Source organism: Paenibacillus sp. Z6-24 (assembly GCF_054161335.1).
The window spans coordinates 1655273-1674311 of record NZ_CP096398.1 but is presented as its reverse complement, the minus strand read 5'-3'; the positions used below and the strand labels follow the sequence as shown (position 1 = coordinate 1674311).

The 19039-nt window shown below is 50.2% G+C and carries 16 protein-coding genes and 2 tRNA genes; 3 read left to right on the top strand and 15 right to left on the bottom strand.

All coding sequences use genetic code 11. From position 1 onward, the window contains the following. Positions 1-205: 205 nt before the first annotated feature. The 5 genes from M1D61_RS07300 to M1D61_RS07280 all read right to left on the bottom strand — a co-directional run bounded on the left by M1D61_RS07300 (position 206) and on the right by M1D61_RS07280 (position 5672). The gene (locus M1D61_RS07300; protein ID WP_458121766.1) at positions 206-2095 is read right to left on the bottom strand and encodes an Ig-like domain-containing protein; all 1890 of its coding nucleotides are present in this window, start codon (positions 2093-2095) and stop codon (positions 206-208) included. 179 nt (positions 2096-2274) lie between these two features. Further along, positions 2275-2706, bottom strand: a complete 432-nt coding sequence (locus M1D61_RS07295; RefSeq protein ID WP_458121765.1) for a hypothetical protein — start codon at positions 2704-2706, stop codon at positions 2275-2277. 11 nt (positions 2707-2717) lie between these two features. After that, positions 2718-3389 (bottom strand): uracil-DNA glycosylase, encoded by a 672-nt coding sequence (locus tag M1D61_RS07290; protein WP_458121764.1) that lies wholly within the window; start codon positions 3387-3389, stop codon positions 2718-2720. Between the two features lie 491 nt (positions 3390-3880). After that, positions 3881-4984, bottom strand: coding sequence for a Gfo/Idh/MocA family protein (locus M1D61_RS07285; RefSeq protein ID WP_458121763.1), 1104 nt, complete (start codon positions 4982-4984; stop codon positions 3881-3883). A gap of 28 nt (positions 4985-5012) precedes the next feature. Continuing rightward, positions 5013-5672, bottom strand: a complete 660-nt coding sequence (locus M1D61_RS07280) for a ThuA domain-containing protein (RefSeq protein ID WP_458121762.1) — start codon at positions 5670-5672, stop codon at positions 5013-5015. 244 nt (positions 5673-5916) lie between these two features. Here M1D61_RS07280 and M1D61_RS07275 point away from each other — a divergent pair, with 244 nt between their 5' ends. After that, on the top strand, positions 5917-6762 hold the full coding sequence (locus tag M1D61_RS07275; RefSeq protein WP_458121761.1) for an AraC family transcriptional regulator: 846 nt from the start codon (positions 5917-5919) through the stop codon (positions 6760-6762). A 197-nt stretch (positions 6763-6959) separates the two neighbouring features. Further along, positions 6960-7169: a hypothetical protein gene (locus M1D61_RS07270; RefSeq protein WP_046214805.1), complete on the top strand. Its 210-nt coding sequence runs from the start codon at positions 6960-6962 to the stop codon at positions 7167-7169. A 165-nt stretch (positions 7170-7334) separates the two neighbouring features. On the opposite strand, the gene M1D61_RS07265 is transcribed toward M1D61_RS07270, so the two are convergent. Further along, a tRNA-Leu gene (locus tag M1D61_RS07265) sits at positions 7335-7420 on the bottom strand. 364 nt (positions 7421-7784) lie between these two features. On the opposite strand from M1D61_RS07265, the gene M1D61_RS07260 reads away from it, so the two are divergent. Beyond that, positions 7785-7985: a hypothetical protein gene (locus tag M1D61_RS07260; protein ID WP_458121760.1), complete on the top strand. Its 201-nt coding sequence runs from the start codon at positions 7785-7787 to the stop codon at positions 7983-7985. Positions 7986-8279: 294 nt separating this feature from the next. Here M1D61_RS07260 and M1D61_RS07255 read toward each other — a convergent pair. From M1D61_RS07255 to M1D61_RS07215, 9 genes are all read right to left on the bottom strand, one after another. Then, positions 8280-8353, bottom strand: a tRNA-Ile gene (locus M1D61_RS07255). A 186-nt stretch (positions 8354-8539) separates the two neighbouring features. Beyond that, the gene (gene pyrE, locus M1D61_RS07250; protein WP_458121759.1) at positions 8540-9181 is read right to left on the bottom strand and encodes an orotate phosphoribosyltransferase; all 642 of its coding nucleotides are present in this window, start codon (positions 9179-9181) and stop codon (positions 8540-8542) included. Next, positions 9168-9914, bottom strand: coding sequence for an orotidine-5'-phosphate decarboxylase (gene pyrF / locus M1D61_RS07245; protein WP_458121758.1), 747 nt, complete (start codon positions 9912-9914; stop codon positions 9168-9170). Before pyrF ends, pyrE begins: the two co-directional genes overlap by 14 nt. Positions 9915-10052: 138 nt before the next feature. Beyond that, positions 10053-13349 carry a carbamoyl-phosphate synthase large subunit gene (carB, locus tag M1D61_RS07240; protein ID WP_458121757.1) on the bottom strand — a complete coding sequence of 1099 codons (3297 nt, stop codon included), beginning with the start codon at positions 13347-13349 and terminating at the stop codon, positions 10053-10055. A gap of 2 nt (positions 13350-13351) precedes the next feature. Further along, a complete protein-coding gene (gene carA / locus M1D61_RS07235) occupies positions 13352-14482 on the bottom strand; it encodes a glutamine-hydrolyzing carbamoyl-phosphate synthase small subunit (protein ID WP_458121756.1) in 1131 nt (376 codons plus the stop codon). A gap of 106 nt (positions 14483-14588) precedes the next feature. Next, positions 14589-15914, bottom strand: a complete 1326-nt coding sequence (locus M1D61_RS07230) for a dihydroorotase (protein WP_046214769.1) — start codon at positions 15912-15914, stop codon at positions 14589-14591. Positions 15915-16055: 141 nt separating this feature from the next. Beyond that, complete coding sequence (locus M1D61_RS07225) at positions 16056-16967, bottom strand: aspartate carbamoyltransferase catalytic subunit (protein WP_458121755.1); 912 nt, start codon at positions 16965-16967, stop codon at positions 16056-16058. Continuing rightward, complete coding sequence (gene pyrR, locus M1D61_RS07220; protein ID WP_458121754.1) at positions 16964-17524, bottom strand: bifunctional pyr operon transcriptional regulator/uracil phosphoribosyltransferase PyrR; 561 nt, start codon at positions 17522-17524, stop codon at positions 16964-16966. Before pyrR ends, M1D61_RS07225 begins: the two co-directional genes overlap by 4 nt. Positions 17525-18063: 539 nt before the next feature. Then, positions 18064-19020, bottom strand: coding sequence for an RluA family pseudouridine synthase (locus M1D61_RS07215; RefSeq protein ID WP_458122433.1), 957 nt, complete (start codon positions 19018-19020; stop codon positions 18064-18066). Positions 19021-19039: the final 19 nt, after the last annotated feature.

Sequence of the window (19039 nt, the reverse complement as noted above, 5' to 3'; positions counted from 1 at the left end):
TCCTCCTCTGCTGTAAAAGTGTGATACCTTTAAAGAACATATGTTCCTATTCTATATTCTCTATTGCTTTTTGGCAAGAAAACTTTGTCTATTGGCCTGTTTTCATATAAAAAAGAACCTCTGCTTTGCGGCAGAGGTTCCTATCGTCTGTTCATGATCTACAGGCGGTTTATGCTGTTTGGCATGTACCATCCAATCAATGTGCTTACTTCGCAGCTGCTACATCTTTGACAGAAACGCTAACAGAGACGCGTTTGCCGCCAAAGTCAGCTTTGATCGAAGACGATCCTTTGGCTAATGCTGTAATGTTACCTTCTTTTACGGTAGCTACAGTTACTTTGCTGGTCGTCCAGATCGCACCCTTGGTTACATCGACGATTTCACCGGTATCGTACTCGGCTGTCAGGATAACAGTCTTGGCATCACCGGTAGTCATTTTCAGTGATTTCTCGGATACGGTCAGCTTTTTGAGCTTGGAGGTTACATTGACTTTGACAGTTGCTGTCAGACCCTGGTATGAACCCGTTAGTGTAGCAGAACCTACACCAACCGCTTTAACGCTGGCACCTTTGACAGTAGCTACTGCCGGATTGGAAGATACCCAGTTCATTTTGGAAGAAAGTGTTGCTTTTTTACCATCGGCATAAACACCTTTAACCATAATGGATTTGCTTTTGTTCACGTTCAGGTCAATGATCGCCGGTGTCGCCGTGATGGAATTGATTTTGCTTTCCATTTTGATGCCTACACGCACGTTTTTGTTCAGGTAGGTTCCTTTGAGAGACGTGCTGCCTTTGACCAGTGCCTTGATTTTGCCTTCCTGGAGGAGGGCTTTATCGGAGCTCAGTGTCCACTCCACTTCATCGGTTACATCAATGGTATTACCATCTGCAGTGACAGCCTCTACTTTGGGCAGGTTGGCTGTAGATCCAACCACGATGCTCAGACTGGATACGCTCGGTGTCAGTGTCAGCGCTTTGGCTTTGACGCTTACCGGAACGGTTACCGTCATATCGCCGATTTTGCCGACCAGATTGGTGTCGCCTTCGCCTTCGGCTTCCAGTTTGGTAGTGGTTACGGATGCGATGGAGCTATCAATCGTCCAGTCCACCAGTTTGGACAGGTCCTTGGTAGTACCGTCCACTGCTGTACCGGTTACTTTTGGCAGTGCTGCCGATCCGCCGGTTACAAGGTCGATGGAATCCACATTTGCCTGTACTTTGGTCATTGTTTTGTAGACCGTTATTTTGAATGTCTTGGTAAAGTCTTCATATTGAGCCTTGATCGTGGAAGTACCTTCTACCCATGGTGTCAGTACGCCATTCTCGATCGTAGCGTTCAGCGGGTTGGACGATGTCCATGTTACTTTGGAAGTGACATTGGTGGGTACACGACTGGCATCGCCTACTTCAGCTACGATCTGCTTCGGCTGCTGGCCGATGAACATGATCTGATCTTCTTCCGGAGTCAACATCAATCCCTGGAAGGAAGAGCGTACATACAGATCAGTTGCTGCTACGAGACCTGCATACTTTGCCGTAAGAGATGTTGTTCCCTGGGATAGACCGGTTACTTTGCCTTCGACTACTTTGGCTACTTTAATGTCATATGTAGACCATGTAACACTATCGGTTACGTCTACTGTACTTCCGTCTTGCTTGGTAGCTGTTGCTGTGAATTCAACAGGTTCTCCAATCGTTACGTTGGTTCCAGCTGCCGGAGACAGTGTGAGCGCGTTATAAGGTGATGTTACTGTCACTTTCTTGGTTGCAGCAAGGTCGCCATACTTGGCAGTAATCGTCGTTGTACCGACGCTTACCGGTGTGACTTGGCCGGATTTCACGGTAGCTACAGCTGCACTGCTGGTAGACCATGTCGCTTTGTCGGATACGTCTGTCGTATCGCCTGAACCGTCAACGGTGTACACATTCAGTTCCTGTCCATCATCCTCAAGTGACAAGGTCAGCGTATTGTTATCATCGAACTTCAGTGATACCGCAGTAGTATCCGCCGCGAATACTCCGCTTGGAAAGAGCATTGTGCTGACCAATACTAGCGCAAGCATCCATTTCCCCAATTTAGCAGTACGTGTCATTCATTTCTCCCCTTAATATAGTATCGTCTGTATCCAATCCTCTATTAATATCGGAGGAACAGTACACAGAATGAAGCTTTGTATGTAAAAAAGCCATTTAATTTCCAAAATAAGACTATCGTCCTGTATAAAAGACGATAGTCTGTGAACGGTTATGTTTTATTGCACAGTTATACAGCTCAGCATCCCCTGCGTGAGCGTACAACAAACTGATGATCCGCTTTGGTAAAGGTGCGGTGATCATCGAGAATCACCCGCTCCCGGTTATGACGGACCAGCCGCGCAAATGGCTCGATCAGCTGATCGTCTTTCCAGATCATGACTTTGGAGCCGAACAAAATGGCATTATCAAACTGAACCGGCTGCTTCATCAGATAACCGACCGAATTCAGCTCCCAGGCTGCCGAATTAAGATCCTGAGGCAGCATCTTGAGCTCCTTGATATGAAGGATATCATTCAGCAGAATATGAATCGAACCCGGCTGCAGGATGAGCCGATTCTTCTCAATATCCCAGTGCTGTATAGTACCGTACAGTCTGGAATGATACTCATCATCCCGGGTAATTACGACTCTTTTGCCTTCCCAGTGCTTCATCATCTCCACCTCCATCTGCCACCCCCTCAGGATAACTGCGGAATTGTCCAGTCGATTGGCTCGATCTGATGCTTTTCCAGGAATTGATTGGTTTGTGAAAACGGGCGACTGCCGAAAAATCCCTTACGTGCGGCAAATGGACTCGGGTGTGCCGAACGGATCACCAGATGATGCTCCGTATTGATCAGTGTCTGCTTCTCTGCTGCATGATTGCCCCATAGCAGGAACACCATTGGTTCCTTGCGCTCATTCAGCAGTCGGATAATCGTGTCGGTAAATCGCTCCCAGCCCTTGCCCCGGTGGGAAGCCGGCTGTCCGGCCCTTACGGTAAGTGCCGTATTGAGCAGCAGTACGCCATGCTTGCCCCAGCTCACGAGCGAACCGTGATTTGGAATCGGCACTCCGATATCTTCATTTAACTCTATGTAAATATTACGCAGTGAAGGCGGAATTTTAACTCCCGGCTGCACAGAGAAACTGAGTCCTTCAGCCTGACCGGCACCATGATACGGGTCCTGGCCCAAAATGACCGCTTTGACCTCCGCATATGGAGTCAGACGCAGCGCTTGGAACAGCAAGTCCCTGGGCGGGTAGATGGTATGCTCTTCATACTCCGTATCCAGCCAGCTCATCAGTTCCTGGAAATAAGGCTGCTTCATTTCCTCCTTTAGAATATCATCCCAATCATTACCAAACATAATCAACATCCTTTCTGTATCGGCCATCCTGTCAATGGATTATTCCTGTATCCAGCTGCTCGCTGATACCTGTCTCAGTTATTACCCCAAATTCATCATAATGCAATTCGATTTTGGTTTCACCTTTTTTTAGATGACCCGGCGGCTTAATCAATAACACTTAATAAATAACAGATATAAACAAAAATTATAACTTCGCTGATAAGATTGCTGCAGCAGAGGTTTCTATAATAACGAATCCTATTAATATGGAAAAAAATATACATCAAAAAACAGCAGCCATCATACCGGCTGCCGCTTTCGGCAATCATTACTATATGAACAAATGGATTCATATTGATTGATAATATGAAAAGCGAATATTTCTCGGATGGTCAGCAGAAAAGTTCATTTTTGATGAAAAAATTAGCGTACGTCCGATACCGCTGTTGTATCCACATCATTCTCTATACGCTGCTGTCGTTTGCTTCAGTCAGACGCTCTGTTTAGCTTCAGCGCAGATATCCATTTACCAGCCCATAGGAAAGCGGCTGCGGCTGTTCACAGGCAGTCGTCAGTTCGACATAGCGGCGTGACTCTGCACTGCTGTGAAACGCATGCATAATCTCCAGCACATGATTGGTCATCTGCCCATTCGCACGTGGAGTGCCTCCATGGAGAATACAATCCGCCATATCCGAGATACCGATCCCGCGGCTGTTCTCTTCGTATTGATGAACCGCCGGAATCTCCATAAATTCACTGCCCTGGGCAGGTCGCAGACGGATCGGACCGCCAAAGGTATTCGGGTCCGGGACAAGCAGCGTTCCCAGCGTACCATAGATTTCAATATACGGCAGGGTGCTGCTCCATACATCAAAACTGGTGATCACGCTTGCAATCGCACCGCTGCGGAACTGGATCGTACCTGCAATATGCGTCGGCACCTCCACATCAATCACCTGGCCAAACTTCGGTTCACTCGTAATCGTACGCTGGGAAAATGAAGTGCGGGTCATACCGCTTACCAGTTCCGCCGGCCCCAGCAGCGAAATCAGGGCAGTCAGATAATAAGGGCCCATATCGTACATGGGACCGCCGCCCTTTTTGTAGTAAAATTCCGGTGCCGGATGCCAGCTCTCATGCCCATGATTGACCATAAAGGCAGTCGCCGACAGCGGCTCTCCGATAAAGCCGTCATCGATCAGCTTGCGGCAGGTCTGCAGTCCGGCACCGAGGAACGTATCCGGTGCTCCGCCAAGCAGCAGTCCTTTCTCCTCCGCCAGTCTCACCAGTTCACTGCCCTGCTCGGGTAACAGGGACAATGGCTTCTCCACATACACATGCTTGCCGCCCTCCAGCGCCTGACGGCAAATCTCGAAATGATCCTGCGGTGTCGTCAGATTCACTACGATCTGGATCTCTTCGCTTGCTATCATCTCATCTGCTGTCCATATGTGCGGTATACCGTACTTTTCCGCTGCCTGGCTGGCTTTGTCCGGATTGAGATCGGCACAGGCATACACTTCCGTATTGACAAACGTATGCGTCAGATTCTGCAAATAAATATCGCTGATGGTTCCGCAGCCGATCAGACCGATTTTGACTTTATCCATAATGAATAATCTCCTCTCCCTCGTCTAATTAACGTGCTGCCCACAGCAGTCCGCGGCGCATCAGTTCTTTGGCTTCCGGAATATCGAAAATATTGGCCTGGTGACCAAGCGAATTATAATAAACTTTGCCATCGCCCCAGCGCTTCGTATAGACGACCGGCATACGAACTTCGCCATTGGCCGAATGAGGGCTGTCGCTGATCACAAAGGTTGTCGTAGCGAGTACATGTACAGCCGGATCGACATGCAGATAATACTGTTCCGACTTGACGGTAAAGTTGGCAATGCCCTCAATCAGCGGACTGTCCGCCGACTTGACCATGTGCACTTCATACTCGACACCATCATTGAATGGATGGGCGACCCACTGCGATCCGGTCATAAATTGCCAATCGACGCTGTTGCGGAACGAATCGCACATGCCGCCGTGACAGCCGGCCAATCCTACACCGGAAGCGACAGCACGCAGCACCGGCTGCAGCTGCTCGTCCGTAATCTCCGCCATTGTCCAGACCGGGACGATCAGATTCAGCTGCTTCAGCTTCTTCTCATCCAGAAATGCATCCAGTGTATCGGATATCTCCACCTCAAAACCTTCCGCTCTAAGCCATTCGGCGAATAACTCGGATACTTCTACCGGCTGGTGTCCTTCCCAGCCGCCTCTGACGATTAATGCCTGTTTGGTCATATCTGCTCATTCTCCTGTATATTCGATCTGGTGCAGATCTTATTTTTGTAACGCTTACATACTATGTATTGTAGGGAAAATGATTGATCGTTGCGCGTCATTTTAATTGTAATAGTAGACAATTTTTGCTACTATTCATATAATCCAGCCGGAGTCTTTATTATTCGACAGTTATGCCAAATGGTGACCGAACACAGGACTTTTCAGCAAGAATATTACATATCAAGCTATGCGGGGTGAGAGGATGCGTGCTTTTCACGAGAACCGTTTGTATTATTATGAGACAGGGTTTCCTTTTCAGGCTATACAGATCCGGAATATTAACTTTCTGGCGCACTGGCATCATGATCTTGAATTTATGTACGTGTATGAAGGATCGGTACGCATGGGGATTAATTCGGAGACGAGAGTACTGCATCAGGGAGAGATGGCCCTGTGCGGCAGCGGAGATATTCACTATTACGACAGTACGGGTCTGGAATCGAGCATTCTGCTGATTATCTTCAACCCACGGCTGATTGGCATCCCTGCCGGATGGCCGCAGGAACATCCCCTTCGGTCCAGCTTTGTGTCTCCGAACGGGCCCGATGGAGAGCAAGACCGGCTGTTCCTGCAGCAGGCCGAGCCGGTGATTCGCTCGCTGGCGGCGGAAGTGCAGCATCATGAATCCCAGTATGAAATAATCATTACCGGCCTGCTGCATCAGCTGAGCGGCCTGGCGCTGCGTTATCTGGCTGCCGACCATTCGTCGGTTCGAAGACACCATTCCCGTACGCTGGCTCATCTGAAGGTCATGCAGGAGCTGCTGGAGCATCTGGAACAGCACTGCACAGAGCCATGTACACTGCAGGATGGTGCCGACTATGCAGGGATGAGCGTTTTTCACTTTTCCCGCTTTTTCAAAACGGTCACTGGGGTAGGGTATAATACATATATTAATGAGCTGCGCATTCGTCATGCCGAGCAGCTGATCCTGCAGTCGGATCGCAAGCTGATCGATATTGCGCTGGAATCGGGATTTGGCAATGTGCGTACATTTAACCGGGTATTCCGCCAGCTGCGCGGACGCACTCCCTCCGATCTGCGCTAAAAAAGAGGAAAGCTTCTCCTGTTGTTGCCTATCCATCCTACTGCTCCATTGTGATCGGCGAGACAGTTTGTTACTATATTAGAAAGCAGGATCACAAGCAGGCTATTTCGCTTCGCCTATCGGTCCGGGATCGGCATCATGCCTCCTGTCCTGTTACCATTATTCCATTCATCTGTGTACGGAGGTGCATAACGCCAATGAACGAAAGCACGGAACGCAAATTGACAACCAATGTCCATTTCTTCGCCGCTGCGCTGTTTCAAGCCAAGGTTTACGCCTGGCAGCCCGGTTTTAGTGTAGAACATGGAGTGATCGAGCGGATTACCGAAGATTACATAATGCTCAAAAATGAAGATGGGAATGTGACCTTCTATTCACGTAAAGATACGGTATTTGTTCATAAATAAGTCCGCTGTCCCTTCATTGGGACGCGGCCTTTTTTTGTTTTTGCTATTATGAATTTTTCATTTAATGAAATATTATTTAAGATTCAATTTACGGCTTTTTGTTCTTTGGCTTCTGTATAATAAAAAAAGCTTTCTCTCCTGTAAGGAAAGAAAGCTTTTTCAGTATGCCGAGGACGGGGGTCGAACCCGTACGGTAGTCACCTACCGCAGGATTTTAAGTCCTGTGCGTCTGCCAATTCCGCCACCCCGGCAAGTTAAGATCAAGTGAGCTGTGTTACTCAGGTGTATGAATACTTATCATTAATTGCTATGTAGTATATCATCTCATGATATGAACCTGCGCGTTTCAGTCACCAACATATAATATAATAATTTTGATATTCTGTAAAGCATAAATTTTTAGAACCTTTTTCTTCTCCATTTTGCGTCTTTCGGATACCATTTTACTGCTGCCAAATGAACAGTTCTTTTGCTAACAAAATGATTCAGCGCATCCTCCAATGGTTTATTTCGATAACATAGCTTTCTTTATTCTTATTCGCTCATTAGAATTGTACAGTTTCCTTTTTAATTCCGTTCACTACCAAATAGACGATACAGAAAGGATGAATGACAATGAACAATCCAGATGAATATAAAGATTCCCATAAAGAACGCGGCGCAGGTGTGGATCCTGTTCCCGATCCCGATCCGAATAATGATCGTTCCGCTCAGGACCTGCTGGAAGAGGCAGTCGGCGAAGCGGTAAATAAAGTACGTGAAGACTTTACAGATAAAGATGATAAGACAGATAAAGACAAGCCTTCCCGCATCTAGGATTCAGGCAGGGTCGTCTCTCACTTGATCATCTGAACTCCCATTATAATAACAGCAGCTTATCGATGAGGTACCCTGTATCCTGTTTATTTTCCGGAGACAGGTTCTGGAAAAAAGGCCGCTGATTCAAGGAGGTGGCCCCATATGAAATTTCTGCTGATTATTGTTGTTATTGTACTGCTGGTTATACTTTTCAAGAGACGCGGCAGGCGCTAACCGGTTACCCCTTTGATTCATAACAAAAAGGACCGTCCATCATGTCAGCAATTGACGATGGACAGTCCTTTTTTAGTATGGGCCCAGAGGGACTCGAACCCCCGACCAACCGGTTATGAGCCGGTAGCTCTAACCAACTGAGCTATAGGCCCTTGTGACCAAAAAGAGCGTTCTCTTCTGGTGCATCAAGTAAACAGCGACTTAATTAATATACCGCATCTCATTTATCGCTGTCAATATTTTTTCACAACCGCTGACAGATATGTATAAGACCTGGTGAAGCTCTCAGCAAGCGTTCACCAGGCGTAAGTAGACAATTCCAACTTGCTCCGGTTTATTTACTTGCCAAATGCGGCCGGGTCTTCTCTCCAGGAATGCAGCAGAGCGAGATCATCCGGCTGTATTTTACCCATTTCCACAGCTTTATCGATCAGTGCCGTATAGTTGGACAGCGTCTGCAGCGGCAGATTGGAAGCGGCAAAAGCCTGAACCGCTTTGTCCAGCTGATAGCTGAAAATCGCCAGTACAGCCAGCGGATCGCCACCTGCTTCACGTACCGCTTCGGCCGCTTTGATCGAGCTGCCTCCGGTGGAGATCAGATCTTCGATTACAATCACTTTCTGGCCTTCCTTGATCAGTCCTTCAATCTGGTTCTGCTTGCCATGTCCTTTGGCTTTGTCGCGAATATAAGCCATCGGCAAATCCAGCTTCTGGGCCACCCAGGCAGCATGCGGAATCCCGGCTGTCGCTGTGCCGGCGATTACTTCCGTATCCGGGTACTGCTCACGAATAATCATGGCAAATGCATCTGCGATCTGATCGCGGATGTATGGATAGGACATGGTTAGCCGATTATCGCAGTAGATTGGCGACTTGATGCCGGACGTCCAGGTAAAAGGTTCTTGCGGACGAAGCGCTACCGCTTCAATCTGCAGCAGGGCTGCGGCAATATGAGCTGGAATCTCTTCAATCGTTAACATGGACACTCATCTCCTCTATGATTTGTTCTGCAGATTGTCTCGGGTCGTTGGCACCGGTAATCGGGCGGCCTACGACGAGATAGTCATTGCCTGCTGCCATCGCCTGTCCCGGTGTCATAATCCGGCTCTGATCGCCTGCAGCGCTGCCTGCCGGACGCACTCCCGGTGTGACCGTGACAAAGGAACGGCCGCACATCTGCTTGATCGCAGGACCTTCCAGCGGTGAGGATACTACTCCATCCAGTCCGCTTTCCCGGGCCATCTGGGCATAACGTACGACGGTGTCTTCCACTTTGCCGGGAATGCCGATATCCTGATTCATCGTTTCCTGCGACGTGCTGGTCAGCTGTGTTACGGCGATCAACAGCGGACGCTGCAGGCTGGAATCTTCCTGCAGTGCCTGCTCCATACCGGCTGCAGCCGCTGCCATCATCTGGCGTCCACCGGCAGCGTGCACATTGAACATGTCGACACCCAGACGGGTGATGCTGTGTGCACCGCCTTTGACCGTGTTGGGAATATCGTGCATTTTCAGATCAAGAAAGACCGAATAGCCTCTCGATTTCAGCTCACGGATAAAGTCCGGACCTGCCGTGTAGAACAGCTGCATGCCTACTTTCATATAACAGGGGATGCCTTCAAGCTGCGTAATCAGCTGACCCGCTTCTGCTGCGTTCGGATAATCCAGTGCAATGATCAGCCGCCGGGCAGCGCTATGTAGAGCCTGGTTCATTGTTCCACTCCCTTTTTCCAGTTACTTTTACATCCTGCTTGTGTAACGATATCTCTATTCTCTGCTTGTATACACATATGCGCACACAAATGACGGCGGACACGTGAATGGTCCGCCGCACAAGTGGCTCATCATCATTTAGCTCAGGATTGTCTCCTGGTCTTCCAGCTGGCCGACAACGGCCTGGATATCGAGACTCTCTTTGCTTTGCTGCTTCTCCTTGCTCAGGGAAGGCATTGCATAAGACGAGAAGTTGATCGTATCCAGCATGGTCAGCAGCGCTTCAACGGTATCCAGAGACGTCATACATACGACGCCGTTCTCTACCGCTTCACGGCGGATACGGAATCCGTCACGCTCCGGTGTTTTGCCTTTGGTCAGTGTGTTGACTACGAAGTTTGCCTGTCCGCTGCGGATCAGATCCAGGATGTTCGGCGTACCTTCAGACAGCTTGTTGACAACAGTTACCGGGATATTGGCTGCTTTCAGTGCATCGGCTGTACCGCCGGTGGCAATGATTTTGTAACCGAGACGGTAGAAGCCTTTGAGCAGGCGAACCGCTTCGTCTTTGTCCTTGTCCGCTACGGTAGCGATCAGGGCGCCGGTGGATGGTATTTTCATACCAGCACCGATCAGTCCTTTGTACAGTGCTTTGGCATAGAGCAGATCGCGTCCCATGACTTCACCCGTGGATTTCATCTCCGGTCCGAGTGTCGGTTCTACGCGGCGCAGCTTGGCAAAGGAGAATACCGGTACTTTGACAGAGACATGGTCGCTCTCCGGCCACATGCCTTCCTCATATCCGAGATCGGCCAGCTTGCGTCCAAGAATCGCCTGTGTCGCCACATTGGCCATCGGGATATTGGTGACTTTGCTCAGGAATGGTACGGTACGGGAGGAACGCGGGTTCACTTCAATCACGTACACTTCATTTTTGAAAATAACGAACTGGATATTGACCAGACCGATTGTTTTCAGTTCCTTGGCAATGCGGATCGTGATGTTGACGATTTTCTCCTTGAGCTCTGCGGACAGATGCTGCGGCGGATAGACCGCGATGGAGTCACCGGAGTGCACGCCTGCACGTTCCACATGTTCCATGATGCCAGGCACCACGACGGTATCGCCGTCACAGATGGCATCCACTTCGACTTCCTTGCCGAGCATATAACGGTCGATCAGTACCGGATGCTCCGGGTTGACCTTGACGGCTTCCACCATGTAGCGCAGCAGTTCTTCGTCAGAGTATACAATCTCCATGGCACGTCCGCCGAGTACGTAAGATGGGCGTACAAGTACCGGATAACCGAGCTTCTGCGCGGTTTCTACCGCTTCATCCACAGACAGCACGGTGCTGCCCTGCGGCTGGGCGATATTAAGTCGGGACAGCAGAGCTTCGAACTTTTTGCGGTCTTCCGCTTCATCGATACTTTCCAGGCTCGTTCCGAGAATTTTGACGCCTGCTTTTTGCAATGGTGCAGCCAGATTGATCGCTGTCTGTCCACCAAACTGTACGATTACGCCTACCGGCTGTTCCTGCTCAATGACATTCATGACATCCTCGAAGAAGAGCGGCTCGAAATACAGTCTGTCCGATGTGTTAAAGTCAGTCGATACAGTCTCCGGGTTGTTGTTGATAATAACCGCTTCATAACCGGCTTCCTGGATCGCCCATACCGCATGAACGGTAGAGTAATCGAACTCGATTCCCTGTCCGATACGGATCGGTCCCGAACCAAGCACGACAATTTTCTCCTTGGTAGCCGGTGTGACTTCATTCTCGGTCTCGAATGTGGAATAGTAGTATGGCGTTGTCGCTTCGAACTCGGCAGCGCAGGTGTCTACCATTTTGAAGACAGGCATCATGCCATTTTCTTTACGATAGGCACGGATAGCATGTTCATTGTTGAATTTGTCATCCGGTTTGTTCTGGCTGCGCAGTTCGGCGATTGAGCGGTCGGTGAATCCGAGGCGCTTCGCTGTATACAACGTCTCATCGGTCAGTTCATCTTCCATCGTAATTACAGATTCATAAGCGACGATACGCTCGATCTTGTCGAGGAACCACCAGTCGATATTGGTCAGCTCCTGAATCTGATCCATGCTGTATCCACGGCGGAATGCTTCGGCGACAAGGAACAGACGCTCATCATCCGCCTTGGTCAGGCGCTCATCCAGCTTGCTGTCTTCAATCTCATCAGCACCTTTGAGATGCAGACGGTGAACACCGATTTCCAGCGAGCGGACCGCTTTGTGAATCGCTTCTTCAAATGTACGGCCGATCGCCATCACTTCGCCGGTTGCTTTCATCTGGGTACCCAGCTTGCGGTTGGCACCGGTGAATTTGTCAAACGGCCAGCGTGGAATTTTGGCTACGATATAATCCAGTGTCGGCTCAAAGCAGGCATACGTCTGGCCGGTAACCGGGTTCATGATCTCGTCCAGTGTGTATCCAAGCGCAATCTTTGCCGCCATTTTGGCAATTGGGTAGCCTGTCGCTTTGGAAGCAAGAGCCGATGAGCGACTGACACGCGGATTGACTTCGATGACGTAGTATTGGTAGCTCTGCGGGTCCAGTGCGAACTGTACGTTACAGCCGCCTTCGATATTCAGGGCGCGAATGATTTTCAGGGATGCGGAGCGCAGCATCTGGTACTCGCGGTCAGACAGCGTCTGGCTCGGTGCGACGACGATACTGTCACCGGTATGAACGCCTACCGGGTCAAAGTTCTCCATATTACATACAACGATACAGTTATCGTTGGCATCACGCATTACCTCGTACTCAACTTCTTTCATGCCAGCGATACTTTTCTCCACCAGACATTGTCCGATCGGGCTGTAGCGCAGTCCTGCCGCTACCGTCTCGCGCAGTTCTTCTTCATCAACGCAGATTCCGCCCCCTGTACCGCCCAGCGTGTAGGCCGGACGTACGATGATCGGATAGCCGATCTCATTGGCAAAAACGATCGATTCTTCCAGTGTGGTTACAATCGTGCTGTCCGGAACCGGCTGCTCCAGTTCGCGCATCAGGTCACGGAACAGATCGCGGTCTTCCGCTTTTTCAATCGAGTTCAGCTGGGTGCCGAGCAGTTTGACATTTTCACTTTCCAGTACACCGGCGCGTGCCAGCTCTACCGCCATATTCAGACCGGTCTGGCCGCCGAGTGTCGGCAGCAGCCCATCCGGACGTTCCTGGCGGATAATCTGTGTTACAAATTCCAGTGTGATCGGCTCGATGTAGACTTTGTCTGCCATGTTCGTATCGGTCATAATGGTGGCCGGGTTGCTGTTGATCAGCACGACTTCCACGCCTTCTTCTTTCAGTGCCTGGCAGGCCTGCGTGCCTGCATAGTCAAACTCGGCTGCCTGACCAATAACGATCGGACCGGAACCTATAACAAGAATTTTTTTGAGATCTTTATTTATCGGCATACTTAGCGAGCTCCTTTCACAGCGGCCATCATCTCAGCCTGACGTGTTTTCTTGGGGTTTTGCTGCTTGTGTTCACGAATCATTTCCAGGAACTGATCGAACAGATAACCGTTATCAAATGGACCGGGTGCTGCTTCCGGATGGTACTGCACCGAGAATGCCGGGTATTTGCTGTGCTTCAAACCTTCAATCGTCTTATCGTTATTGTTGATATGGGTCACTTCCAGGTCGGTGTTCTTGATGGACTCTTCCTTCACTGTATAACCATGATTCTGGGAAGTGATATAGCAGCGTCCTGTGCTCAGATCCTTGACCGGATGGTTGCCGCCGCGGTGTCCGAATTTGAGCTTCTCGGTGTCTGCGCCGCAGGCAAGTGCGAACAGCTGATGTCCGAGACAGATCCCGAAGATCGGATATTCACCGAGCAGTTCGGCAATTACACCTGCTGCGTGCATTACATCTTTCGGGTCCCCAGGGCCGTTGGACAGCTGAATACCGTCGGGATGCAGGCGGCGAATCTGTTCTGCCGTCGTATCCTGAGGTACAACCACCACATCACATCCGCGCTGTGTCAGTTCGCGCATAATACCGCTCTTGGCGCCGTAGTCGATCAATACGATCCGTTCCTTGGCACCAGGACTGCTGTAAATGTGACGGGTCGACGTCTGGCTGACCTGGTCAATCGATGAGCTGGTCGCCTGCAGACGCTCCATCAATTCTTCGGTGGATAGAGCTGCTGTCGTCAGAATGCCCCGCATTGTGCCCTGATGGCGAATACGGCGTGTCAGCATCCGGGTATCGATATCGCTGATGCCGATAATGCCATATTCCCGCAGCAGTTCATCAATCGTGTACTGGGCGCGCCAGTTGCTGGGAACAGGCTCATGCCGGCGGACGACAAATCCATTAATATACGGGCGGACCGATTCAAAATCATCGCGGTTAATTCCGTAGTTCCCGATCAGCGGATACGTCATCGTAACGATCTGTCCGCAATAAGATGGGTCGGACAGCACTTCCTGGTAACCGGTAATCCCGGTATTGAATACAACCTCGCCTGTCGTTTCACCTTCCGCTCCGAAACTCCGGCCGGTAAATAAGGTTCCGTCTTCCAATAACAATTTTGCCTGCATTCCGATTCACTCCTCTGTCTATCCTGAAAGTTATTTGGGACGGGTATGAAGCTCATACACCGTGTTCTTTATGCTCTATGAATAATTATATCACATTATAGTATATTTATGCACTAGGAGTTGTAACTTCCTGTGACCACACGACTTGACCGTCTACGATCGTCATAATCGGCCAGCCTTGCAGCTCCCATCCAGTAAATGGTGTATTCTTTCCTTTGGAAGCAAATGTCGACGGATCAACCGTGCGTTGTTCTTCCAGATCAATCAATGTCAGATCAGCAGGCGCGTTCTCTTCCAGTCGTCCGCTTTCCAGCCGGAATACTCTTGCCGGATCAGCCGTCATGCGCTGTACGAGCATTTCCAGAGACCAGCGTCCGGTCTTAACGAACTTCGTATACAACAGCGGGAAAGCCGTCTCGAATCCGGTAATTCCGAATGGTGCCAGCTCCATGCCTTTGGCTTTTTCCTCGGCACTGTGCGGTGCGTGGTCGGTAACGATCATATCGAGCGTACCGTCTTCCAGTGCGGCGATGCAGGCTTCTACATCACGCGGCGAGCGCAGCGGCGGGTTCATTTTCCAGTTGGCATCCAGACCGGGGATATCTTCATTCGACAGAATCAGATGATGCGGGCATACCTCGGCAGTAACGTTGATGCCGATCGATTTGGCCATACGGATCAACCGGATGGACTGCTCGGTGCTGACATGGCACACATGGTAATGAACACCGGTCGCTTCCGCCAGCAGAATATCGCGGCCGACATGGATTGCTTCCGACTCGTTCGGGATGCCTTTGAGACCGTGCTTGCGGGCAAATTCGCCTTCGGCTACAGGAGCGCCGACAACCAGCGAATCATCCTCGCAGTGCGCAATTACGGGCATGTCGAGTGAGGCCGCCAGCTTCATGGCGTCCTTCATCATCTGTGCATTTTGTACACCGACACCATCGTCGGTAAATCCGATCGCTCCGGCCTGCTTGAGTGCGGCAAAATCGGTCAGCTCGCGGCCAAGCTCATTATACGTAATCGCTGCATACGGCAGCACTTTGACACCGTTCGCTTGTGCGGCTTTGTCCAGCACCAGCTGTACGACTTCCGGCTTGTCGGTCACCGGCTTGGTATTTGGCATGCAGGCGATTGTCGTGAATCCGCCTTTAGCTGCAGCTTGTGTTCCTGTAGCTATTGTTTCTTTATGTTCAAAGCCCGGTTCGCGCAGATGCACATGCATATCGATCAGTCCGGGAGTAAGCAGCTTGCCGGAAGCATCAATTTCTGTGATCTCAGAGCTGCCGCCGTGTGACGCTTTGATTTCATCGACAGAAGTCGTCCCGGAGAAAATATGTTTGATACGACCGGATTCTACCCATACATGAGTATTCTCGAGCTGTCCCTGTCCGTTCAGTACGCTTGCATTGGTGATGAAAAGTGTCATGATTACCCTCCGAAATGGGCTTCAGCTATCCATCATTTCCGGATAGATCCGCCGGTTTATTTTCGGTATCCGCTCTGTCGGTCCTATTCTCCTACAGACGCGGATACCTGATATGAATTCAGTCATTCCGTACTGTATGATTTAGTTACGCAGAGCTCGTTCGATGACAGACATACGTACCGGTACGCCATTTTGCATCTGGGTAAAAATTTTGGATTGGGCACTTTCGACCAGTGCATCGTCAATTTCGACGTTGCGGTTCACTGGAGCCGGATGCATAATGATTGCATGTTTTTTCATCTTAGCTGCACGTTCTTCGGTCAGTCCGTATTGGAGCCGGTAATCTTCAGCCGACTTGAGCATGCCTGTTGCATGACGTTCCAGCTGCACCCGCAGCATCATGACCACATCCGCCTGCAGCGCTTCTTCCATACTAATGTAGCGGGCATCCGGCAGGTCGTCAGCTTTCATATTATCGGGTGCACAGAAGCTTACTCTGGCGCCCAGCGCATTCAATGCCCAGTAGTTCGAGCGGGCGACCCGGCTGTGCAGAATATCGCCGACGATCGCTACATGCAGCCCTTTGACCGAACCGAAGTGGCTGCGCATTGTATACAGATCAAGTAAAGCCTGTGTCGGGTGTTCGTTGTTACCATCCCCCGCGTTAATGAGCGGCACGCCTACTTTGGCAGCCAGCTCCTGGAGTACACCGGCAGGTTTGAGGCGGATAATGCCCGCGTCGATGCCCATGCTCTCCAGTGTACGTACCGTATCATAGATCGACTCACCCTTTTCCACACTGGAAGCGGCGGCCGTAAAATTGAGTACTTCTGCACCCAGACGCTTCTCGGCCATTTCAAAAGAGAAGCGGGTACGCGTGCTGTTCTCAAAAAACATATTCGCGACAAATTTGGATTGCAGTACAGATACCTGTTTTTCCGTATGAGCGTCCCAGTAAGCTGCCCGGTCCAGAATCGATGTCAGTTCGTGTGCACTCATGCCCTTGAGACCGAGAAGACTGCGCTGATGCAATGTAGGTGCTGCCATGATCATACAGTCACCTCCCGATGCTGCATAATGTTGACCTGATCGCTGCCATCCACTTCGCTCAAGAGCACTTCAATCTCTTCCAGCTTGGAGGTAGGTACGTTTTTACCGATATAATCCGGACGGATCGGCAGTTCACGGTGTCCGCGGTCGGCGAGTACCGCCAGCTGAATCTGCTTTGGTCTACCGCAGTCCATCAGAGCATCCATCGCTGCGCGGATCGTTCTGCCAGTGTAGAGTACGTCATCGAACAGAATAACTTTCTTGTCGCTGATGCTCAGATTTTCCGGTGTCAGCATCATCTGTTCTGTCAGCCCGGCCTGCTCTTCCTTGCGGTCGTCCCGGTAGCCTGTAATATCAAGCTCGCCATAAGGAACAGGCGTACCTTCAATCTCCTCAATGCGTTCTGCTATCCGTCTTGCCAAATAGACACCGCGTGTGCGGATACCTACGATAATACAATCTTCAATCCCTTTATTTTTCTCGAGAATCTCGTGTGCAATACGGGTAAGAGCACGGCGGATTGCCGTCTCATCCATGATAATGTGTGTATCCATCGTCATGATTTATAGCCTCCTCAGGTTTGTGGTTCGTACACCTAAGGCCCCGTGGTTAACATGCTGGCTGCAGATGATGTACCCGAGTCTGCCTTGCAGCCGTCTGGATGCAGGGTATAAAAAAGACTCCCTGCCCCAAAACGGCAAGGAGTCTCGAGTCATCGACCGCAGTCATGACTGTCATACTCAGACGCACTGCAACCTCACCGCTCCATCAGAGGGTGTACTTACAGTGAACATCATTCACGTTACCTTGCCAGTCTCACGGGACTGAATTAAAGGTGCTTATTCATCTGCATTGAATTATGACAGAAAGAATGAGGCATGTCAACCTCCATCTTTATCATCACAAGTCAGATATGTATAGCATGCATTTTTTATGCATCTTTATCTGAGCAATGAATAGTTATCCCTCTGCTTCTCATTTACCGGTGAAGTCGTATTGTCAGTAAAAATAAAAGCCTGCCACCCTGAACGGAATGACAGACTTTTGAGATATTGTATTAGAGCATCAAATTCATCCTATTTCCTGGTAAAGGACGGGATTAGCGATTGCGCAGAGCATGCAGTTCCTGTTCCATATCTTCCGGAATAGGTGCTTCAAACTCCATATATTCTCCCGTAGTCGGATGCTCAAAGCCAAGAATAGCGGCATGAAGTGCCTGACCTTGGACAAAGGAAGCTTTGGCACGGACACGTCCATACATCGGATCACCCACCAATGGATGCTCGATAAACTTCATATGCACACGGATCTGGTGTGTACGGCCGGTCTCCAGTCGAAGCTCGGCTACAGTGAAATCGCCAAACCGCTCGGTAACCGCAAAATGGGTAACCGCACGCTTGCCGTTTTTCTCTGTCACCGTGAACATCTTGCGGTTCTGGGAAGCGCGTCCAATCGGTGCATCAATCGTTCCGTGATCATGTTCGATATTGCCATGTACGAGCGCAATATATTTGCGTGTTACGGTATGGTTCTTGAGCTGTGCAGACAGGGACGCATGGGCCTTGTCATTTTTGGCAGCCATCAGCAGGCCGCTCGTGTCCTTGTCGATTCGGTGTACAATCCCCGGACGCAGTTCACCATTAATGCCGGACAAGTCCGTGCAATGGTACATCAGTGCATTAACGAGCGTACCGGAGGAATGACCGGCTGCCGGGTGAACGACCATACCGCGCGCCTTGTTCACGACAATTACATCAGCATCCTCGTATACAATGTTAAGTGGAATATTTTCCGGCTCGATCTCTACAGCCGACAGGTCAGGTACACGTACGACGACCTGCTCGCCTTCCGCCAGTTTGCGGTTGGCTTTGACCGGCTGGTCGTTAATGGTGACATGGCCGCCGGTAATCCACTGCTGTACCTGGGAACGGGAAATACCTTCCGGCAGACGGTCGGCAATATATTTATCCACACGTGCTTTGGCTTCGTCTGCAGTCACGGTCCATTCCAGCAGCTCTGTTCCTGCTTCCTCGCCGTCTTCCAGCATATCGTCCATCTCTGCGGTTACTTCCAAT

Coding starts and splice junctions, on each gene's coding strand:
- M1D61_RS07285 (WP_458121763.1), bottom strand. CDS start 4,984: ATGGATAAAGTCAAAATCGGTCTGATCGGCTGCGGAACCATCAGCGAT.
- pyrR (WP_458121754.1), bottom strand. CDS start 17,524: ATGACGATGGATACACACATTATCATGGATGAGACGGCAATCCGCCGT.
- carA (WP_458121756.1), bottom strand. CDS start 14,482: ATGCAGGCAAAATTGTTATTGGAAGACGGAACCTTATTTACCGGCCGG.
- M1D61_RS07225 (WP_458121755.1), bottom strand. CDS start 16,967: ATGATCATGGCAGCACCTACATTGCATCAGCGCAGTCTTCTCGGTCTC.
- M1D61_RS07270 (WP_046214805.1), top strand. CDS start 6,960: ATGAACGAAAGCACGGAACGCAAATTGACAACCAATGTCCATTTCTTC.
- pyrF (WP_458121758.1), bottom strand. CDS start 9,914: ATGAACCAGGCTCTACATAGCGCTGCCCGGCGGCTGATCATTGCACTG.
- M1D61_RS07290 (WP_458121764.1), bottom strand. CDS start 3,389: ATGTTTGGTAATGATTGGGATGATATTCTAAAGGAGGAAATGAAGCAG.
- pyrE (WP_458121759.1), bottom strand. CDS start 9,181: ATGTTAACGATTGAAGAGATTCCAGCTCATATTGCCGCAGCCCTGCTG.
- M1D61_RS07215 (WP_458122433.1), bottom strand. CDS start 19,020: ATGGACGATATGCTGGAAGACGGCGAGGAAGCAGGAACAGAGCTGCTG.
- carB (WP_458121757.1), bottom strand. CDS start 13,349: ATGCCGATAAATAAAGATCTCAAAAAAATTCTTGTTATAGGTTCCGGT.
- M1D61_RS07275 (WP_458121761.1), top strand. CDS start 5,917: ATGCGTGCTTTTCACGAGAACCGTTTGTATTATTATGAGACAGGGTTT.
- M1D61_RS07230 (WP_046214769.1), bottom strand. CDS start 15,914: ATGACACTTTTCATCACCAATGCAAGCGTACTGAACGGACAGGGACAG.
- M1D61_RS07295 (WP_458121765.1), bottom strand. CDS start 2,706: ATGGAGGTGGAGATGATGAAGCACTGGGAAGGCAAAAGAGTCGTAATT.
- M1D61_RS07260 (WP_458121760.1), top strand. CDS start 7,785: ATGAACAATCCAGATGAATATAAAGATTCCCATAAAGAACGCGGCGCA.
- M1D61_RS07300 (WP_458121766.1), bottom strand. CDS start 2,095: ATGACACGTACTGCTAAATTGGGGAAATGGATGCTTGCGCTAGTATTG.
- M1D61_RS07280 (WP_458121762.1), bottom strand. CDS start 5,672: ATGACCAAACAGGCATTAATCGTCAGAGGCGGCTGGGAAGGACACCAG.